The 6,832-nt window shown below is 38.2% G+C and carries 8 protein-coding genes; 5 read left to right on the top strand and 3 right to left on the bottom strand.

Translation table 11 applies throughout. The features are described from left to right. Window positions 1-17: 17 nt before the first annotated feature. Together ACWITO_RS11565 and gldC are read left to right on the top strand one after the other, a co-directional pair. Complete coding sequence (locus ACWITO_RS11565; RefSeq protein WP_448530154.1) at window positions 18-884, top strand: nucleoside phosphorylase; 867 nt, start codon at window positions 18-20, stop codon at window positions 882-884. Window positions 885-957: 73 nt separating this feature from the next. Then, window positions 958-1,308, top strand: coding sequence for a gliding motility protein GldC (gene gldC, locus ACWITO_RS11570; protein ID WP_448530155.1), 351 nt, complete (start codon window positions 958-960; stop codon window positions 1,306-1,308). Window positions 1,309-1,311: 3 nt separating this feature from the next. On the opposite strand, the gene ACWITO_RS11575 is transcribed toward gldC, so the two are convergent. Together ACWITO_RS11575 and ACWITO_RS11580 are read right to left on the bottom strand one after the other, a co-directional pair. After that, window positions 1,312-2,679, bottom strand: a complete 1,368-nt coding sequence (locus tag ACWITO_RS11575; protein WP_448530156.1) for a DHHW family protein — start codon at window positions 2,677-2,679, stop codon at window positions 1,312-1,314. 79 nt (window positions 2,680-2,758) lie between these two features. Next, window positions 2,759-3,958 (bottom strand): hypothetical protein, encoded by a 1,200-nt coding sequence (locus tag ACWITO_RS11580; protein WP_448530157.1) that lies wholly within the window; start codon window positions 3,956-3,958, stop codon window positions 2,759-2,761. 69 nt (window positions 3,959-4,027) lie between these two features. Between ACWITO_RS11580 and ACWITO_RS11585 the strand changes: the two genes are divergently transcribed. The 3 genes from ACWITO_RS11585 to ACWITO_RS11595 all read left to right on the top strand — a co-directional run bounded on the left by ACWITO_RS11585 (window position 4,028) and on the right by ACWITO_RS11595 (window position 6,028). Further along, complete coding sequence (locus ACWITO_RS11585) at window positions 4,028-4,234, top strand: hypothetical protein (protein ID WP_448530158.1); 207 nt, start codon at window positions 4,028-4,030, stop codon at window positions 4,232-4,234. A gap of 54 nt (window positions 4,235-4,288) precedes the next feature. Further along, the gene (gene purE, locus ACWITO_RS11590) at window positions 4,289-4,780 is read left to right on the top strand and encodes a 5-(carboxyamino)imidazole ribonucleotide mutase (RefSeq protein ID WP_448530159.1); all 492 of its coding nucleotides are present in this window, start codon (window positions 4,289-4,291) and stop codon (window positions 4,778-4,780) included. A 384-nt stretch (window positions 4,781-5,164) separates the two neighbouring features. Then, window positions 5,165-6,028 (top strand): sigma-70 family RNA polymerase sigma factor, encoded by an 864-nt coding sequence (locus ACWITO_RS11595; protein ID WP_101358435.1) that lies wholly within the window; start codon window positions 5,165-5,167, stop codon window positions 6,026-6,028. A gap of 42 nt (window positions 6,029-6,070) precedes the next feature. On the opposite strand, the gene ACWITO_RS11600 is transcribed toward ACWITO_RS11595, so the two are convergent. Next, window positions 6,071-6,832 (bottom strand): PD-(D/E)XK nuclease domain-containing protein (locus ACWITO_RS11600; RefSeq protein WP_448530160.1); only part of this gene is annotated, 762 nt, incomplete at its 5' end.

The raw sequence follows: 6,832 nt of genomic DNA on the forward strand, positions 1-6,832 counted from the left end.
TAGCGAAATTTATACCTATGATTACGATTCCTGCTTCCGAACTTATTATCAATAAAGATGGTAGTATTTACCACCTGAATTTGAAACCCGAAAATATTGCTGAAATTATTTTTGTTGTAGGCGACCCCAATCGTGTGCATAAAATCAGTAAATATTTTGATAAAGTAGAATTTGAAATGAACAAGCGTGAATTTATCACGCATACAGGCTTGTACAAGGGGAAAAGAATTACGGCTATTTCATCGGGAATGGGAACGGATAATGTTGAAATTTTACTTACAGAACTTGATGCCCTTGTCAATATTGATTTGAAAAAACGACAACCCAAATCTGAACATACTACACTGAAAATTATCAGAATTGGTACATCAGGGGCATTGCAGGCGGCAATAGGTTTGGATAGTTTTGTGGCTTCTTCTTATGGTTTGGGCATAGATACTTTGATGTCTTTCTACAATTTGGAGCAAACCGATTTTGAAAAAAATTTCAGCTTGAACCTTCAAAAAAACTTACAACTGCCTTTTACGCCTTATTGTGTGAGGGCTTCGGAAAAACTCTTACAAACATTTGCTCTTGATATGATAAAAGGTGTTACGATAACGGCACCAGGCTTTTATGCTCCACAAGGCAGAAAAATACGCTTGCCTATTCGTTACCCAAATCTGGTTGATACGCTTAGTTACTTTCATTACCAAGATACTTGGATAACCAATTTTGAAATGGAAACAGCAGGCTATTATGCAATGGCTCGTTTGCTGGGGCATGAAATGCTTTCGCTCAATGCTATTGTTGCCAATCGTATTACCCAAGAGTTTTCTAAAAATGCTGAAAAAACCATAGACGAACTTATCCGTTTGGCATTGGAAAGGGTAGAAAAGCTCTAACTTATGTTGTTTTTACAAGCCTTTGTTGAACTTTTTGCTATTAAAAAAAGTTTCTATAAGAAATATTTGTTTTATGCGAAAAGAAACCATTACACTCAACGTTATTCTTGATAAAAACAATGTTTGCGAAAAAATTCATTGGGACGCTACTCAAAAACCTGAACCCGGTTTAGAGCAAGCTAAAGCTATTTCACTTGCTATTTGGGACGGGTGGGGGAAAGGTACGCTTAAAATTGACCTTTGGACAAAAGAAATGGAGGTAATGGAAATGAAACGCTTTTGCATAGAAACAATTTCAGGACTTGCCGATACCATTCGTATCGCCACAGGCGATGAAGTAATGGCTATGGAAATGGAAAATATTTGCAAACGTATGCAAGACCGCCTCGAAGCCGAAGTAAAACAAATGCAACAAATTGGGTAATTATTATTCAAAAATAGCTTTTTGCACCTCCGAAACACTATCTTTCGGGGTTTGTTTTTTATGAGCAGGTTTTGTAGAGCCACTCCCTTTGAATTCGGTGAGTAGTTGTTTGATACGCTGTAAATCGGGAATGGTATTTGCCGAAAATGAATAGTGGAATAAGATGACATCGGTAATTTTATGCTCATCAATGATTTTGAGTAGGTTCTTGTTCCAATACCGATAATCTACTACCCAAACCTGCTCGTAATGTGAAACCAAATAAGGAGCGAAAGCATTTCCAAAAGAGTTTTTGATAATCATTGCTTTTCTGCCATTTTTGAGGTTTTTGTTAGTAATTTCTACCAAAGAAAAATCATCGCCGAAATATACACTATAAGCGGCTGGACCCTTGGCAAATTCTGCAAAAAGTAATGCTCCCATACGTTTTTCGGGGTTTTTCTTACCATTGCAAAAGGCAACGTATTCTACGGCGGGTTTGTAATACACTACCGAATCAATGTTTTCTTTGAGGCGTTTGTCGCGAGTAAGCCAATACAATGAACCTAAAAAGCCATTGATAGCTTTTCGTTCCATTTTTTCTAAGGGTACAGGCTCAAAACCTGCTTTCTTACAAAATTCTACGTAGGCGTAATATGCTCCCAGTCCTGTCCAGTGGTGGTCGGTATTGAAGTAGATGTATTCGTTTTTATGCTTGTAAAGTGTGCTTACCACATCAACACTTTTGATAGTTTCATCAAGTTGGCTGTAGCAATATTCTATATTCTTTTTTTCGGAGCTGTGTCGGTATTTATGAGGCAAATAAAATTCTTGATGTGTAGGAACGATTATCAGATAGACCTGGGCTTTTTTTTGGAGAGTTTTTTGATAAAAATTTGCTATTTCTGCACAATACTTGGCAGAGGCTTCCGTACCGCCAAAGAGTTGTATAGCCATTGCGTTGTAAATCATTACCCCTTTTACAGGTGATTTTTCAGCATCTCCTTCTATAATTTCATTTTCAGGATTTGTGATTTTGGGGTTTGGGGTTGTAGAGCTATCGAGGGGGAGCATTTCGGCATTGGTAACCACTTCTTGTTTGTAGAAGCCGATATCTTCATTTTTCCAACCTCGCCAGCTCGCCAAAGTGAAATTGGTTTGTACAAAACCCTCTCGGAAAGGAAAATTATCGGCTACGTACAAATCTAAGCTATCCATAAAAGTTCCTTTCCAAAAAGATTTCCACGAAAATTGGGGAATAGGGGTGAGTCGGCGTTTTTCGTACTCTGAAACTTCTTGCTTGGGAAGCAAAGCGAAAAGCACCCCAAAACTCATTAGAAGCCCTACAAAGAGAAATGTACTGACACGTAAAAGCCAAATTTTGGATTGCATAAGGTTATATTGAAAATGTTTTAGGGTATAAAGAAAGCCCAAAGACTTCCACGCTTATTCACTACTCAATACTCAATACTCAATACTTCCCCACCATTTTACGGATATTCCAAATGTTGTAAAGGATAGTAAAGGCGAGGAATAGCAGTTCAAAAATCAGAACCAATGGCTCAAAATTAGAAAAATAGCTAACGCCTCTTTGTTGCATAAAGCTGTAAAATACAAAAATAAGAACATTTGCCATTACTATTCCCAATACTCCAAAGAGCAGTATAAAACGTAAGAAACTACTAATCAGATAATTTGCCAAAACTTTGTGCGTGTAACCCAACTGCAAGAGCAAAGCAATTTCGTTTTGGGCTTCACTTAAAATAAGCCTGAAAGTCAGTGTAATGATTACTACGGAAAGTAGTACAAAGGCAATTCCCAAGATGCCAATAGCACCCACCACCTCTACAACTTGCCCTGCAATTTGGCTGATGAGCGTTTTTTCTTTGCTTACTTGATAGTTTTTTTCTTTTAAGTATTGAGCAAGGTCGGGGCTGGCGGGGTTTTTTACTTTCAGGACAATCCGAGCAGGGTCGGGGGTAGCGTCTTTGTTGCCAATGGTTTCGTTTGCCCACTTCAAAAAACTTTCAGGTACTAAAATAGAGGGGATTCGTTCCTCAAAACCTGCTATGCGTAAATTGACGATTTTTTCGCCCCTGTTTGTGTATATGCGTGCCTGAATCGTGGGTAAAGTGGGTAAGATGCTTTCGCTGAGCAGAGGCAACCCTTGCGAAGGAGCATATACGAAATTGTATTGGTCAACAAAATCTTTGGGAATAATCACAGGGACATACTTGCTTTCAGGTGTCCAGTTCCATTTGGGGGGCAGTTTCATCAAAAATTCATCGGCAACGGCTTCAAAAAAAAGCTCTGTCTGAAACTGAATGAAATCATTGCCATAAGCCCATACTTTGAAATTACCCGACTGAAAAACACCTAATTTTTCTGTAAAAGGCTGTTTGCGGAGTTCTTCCAGTTCGGTTTGCGAAAAACGAGAAGCCCCCAATACATTCAGAATGGTTACTTCTTTGCTTAAAATAATGTAGTTGGGAAGGTTGGTTTCGTTGCTGAAAGTTTTGCGAATTTGTAAATACACATAAAGCGAAACAATCATCAGGACAAAACCTAATAAAAAGCCAATACCTGCAAAAAAAAGTTGCTTTTGGCTTTTTTCTGTTCGGAAAATTTTTTGCAGAGCAGAATGAATTTTTTTGCTAGTGGTGGCAGTCATAGTGGTTTTGAAAATGCAATGTTAGGAAAATTTTGTATCTTTGGCAAATTTTGCTCAAATCATAGGAATATGTGGAAAAAAATTTTGCTTCTGATAGTTTTTGTGTATTTGTTTTTGCGTTTTTGGAGAGTTATTTTTGCTTGGCTTCGCCGAAATTTAGGAAGTGAAACCCAAAAAATTCATTTACACATTACCCACGAGCATATTGTTTCAGAAAAAAATAAACGAAAAATAAAAGACGAAGGCGAATATGTTGATTTTGAGGAAGTAAAGTAGGGAAAACTAAAACAATAAGTTCAACTTTTCAAACTCTAAACTTATTTGGCGGCTATGGCACAGGTAGGAATTATTATGGGAAGTCAGTCGGATTTACCTATTATGCAAGAGGCGGCGGATTTTCTGTCGGAGTTGCAAATTCCTTTTGAACTGACTATCGTTTCGGCTCATCGGACACCCGAAAGAATGTTTGAATATGCGAAAACTGCGTATCAGAGAGGTTTGCGGGTAATCGTTGCAGGGGCAGGAGGGGCGGCTCATTTGCCAGGTATGGTGGCTTCGCTTACGGCTTTGCCCGTGATAGGTGTGCCTATCAAATCTTCTAATTCTATTGATGGCTGGGATTCGGTGCTTTCTATCTTGCAAATGCCCGCAGGAGTGCCTGTGGCAACGGTTGCTTTGAATGGTGCGAAAAACGCAGGCATTTTAGCGGCGGAAATTTTGGCTACTTCCGATGAAAAAATTTATCAAAAGCTCCTTGCCTTCAAGGAAAGTTTGAAAGAGAAAATTCACAAGCAAATTGAAAGTTTGAAAGGAGAGAAATAAACCAAATTTATCAAAATCTATGAAAGTAGATTTGGAAAGTTGGAAATTAGAAAATTTAGCTCTTTAACTGAAAGCAATGAGGTTGCTCAAAGCGACATCATCGCTCTAAGCCCGAAAAAAACATCTTAAAATTCACTTTTTTGGAAGGAAATTTCTATTGTTGTTCTTTGATTTTTTTTTCTAAACGGACTTTTTAAGGGACGACTACTTAATTTCCTGCAATATTTTTTGCTTTTTAGATTTTTTTGTTATTATTTTGCAGTTTTGAAACTAATTTCGCTTGTACTTTGTTACTAAAATGCTTATGAGCAGAAATCACAGAAATTGTGAAAGCAATTTCCGTGTATCTGTTTTTTTATGTTTTAACCAAACTACGTTAAAAAAATGAGACAGCTCAAGATTAGCAAACAAATTACTAATCGTGAAAGTCAATCTTTGGACAAGTATCTCCAAGAAATTGGAAAGGTAGATTTGCTTACGCCTGATGAGGAAGTAGAGCTTGCCAAACGTATCCGAGAAGGCGACCGCTTGGCTTTGGAAAAACTCACCAAAGCAAATTTGCGTTTTGTGGTGTCGGTAGCCAAGCAATATCAGAATCAGGGGCTTTCCTTGGGCGACCTCATCAATGAAGGTAATTTAGGACTTATCAAAGCCGCTCAACGCTTTGATGAAACACGTGGTTTCAAATTTATTTCCTATGCTGTTTGGTGGATAAGACAATCCATTTTGCAGGCTCTTGCCGAGCAGTCGCGTATTGTTCGCTTGCCTTTGAACCGTGTAGGCTCGCTCAATAAAATTTCTAAAACTTTTTCGGAGCTGGAGCAAAAATTTGAAAGAGAACCTTCCCCCGAAGAGCTCGCAGAAGTGTTGGAAGTAGCTACTTCGGAAGTAGTAGATACCCTGAAAATTTCGGGCAGACACGTTTCTATGGATGCTCCCTTTGTACAAGGCGAAGAAAACAGCCTTTTAGATGTTTTGGAAAATGATGGCGAAGAAAGTCCCGATACAGGTCTGATAAACGATTCGCTACGTAAAGAAATTCAAAGGGCTTTATCTACGCTTACCCCACGCGAAGCAGATGTGGTTACTCTTTATTTCGGTTTGAATGGCGAAAATGCTCTTACATTAGAAGAAATTGGCGAAAAATTCAATCTTACACGTGAGCGGGTGCGTCAGATTAAGGAAAAAGCTATTCGCCGTTTGCGTCATACTTCACGTAGCAAAGCCCTGAAACCTTATTTAGGATAATACCAATAGCAATGCCTCACAATTTCTGTGAGGCTTTTTAACTTAATACGAAACCTTTTCTACAAATACTCTATCCTTCACCACTACCACTGCCAGCAAATTCAGCATTTTTTTGCTTTGCAAAAGACTATCATTTTGGTAATAACTTAAAATTTGCTCTTTTGCCTCTTGCATTGTGTCTGCAAGCAGGTTTTCTTGCTCTTTTTTCAGATATTTTAGCTCAATAGCAAACTGATGATGCGTAAAAGGATTGTTAGGACGGATAAATAACTCTATATCCACATAACCTCCTCCTGCTACTTCTCGCTCACTCTGCACCCAAAAAATATTTGCATTTATCAGATAGGCTAAAAACACCATTTTCACGTGTTTCTCATCAAAACGAATATAATCTCGGTTGGAAAGACTTTGCAGTAGCTTTTCTATCAAAGCAAAAAACCTTTCGTAACTGCCCATAATTGCCATATCCGAAAGTGCCTGTTGCGTATCATCTTGCAAGCCTTTTAACTCGCCATAATTTTGCAAAATTTCTGAATAATACTGCCAGTACAAATCGCCTATTACTTTGTTAGGTACTTTGAAAGAAATAAACCCGCTTGGCAGGGTTTCTTTAATTGTCAAATTGCCCAAGTAAAACAGAAAATTCACAAATTCCTTCTTGCCAAAGTCTTTTTCAAAATGAAACTGATATATCTGTTCGCTTTCTACACTACCTTTTTCCAAAACTTCCTCCAAAACCTGCAAGTTTGCCTGCAAATTCGCTACTTTGAACATCTGTTTGAGTTTGCCATAATCGGGGGCTAT

Source organism: Raineya sp., from assembly GCF_053497555.1.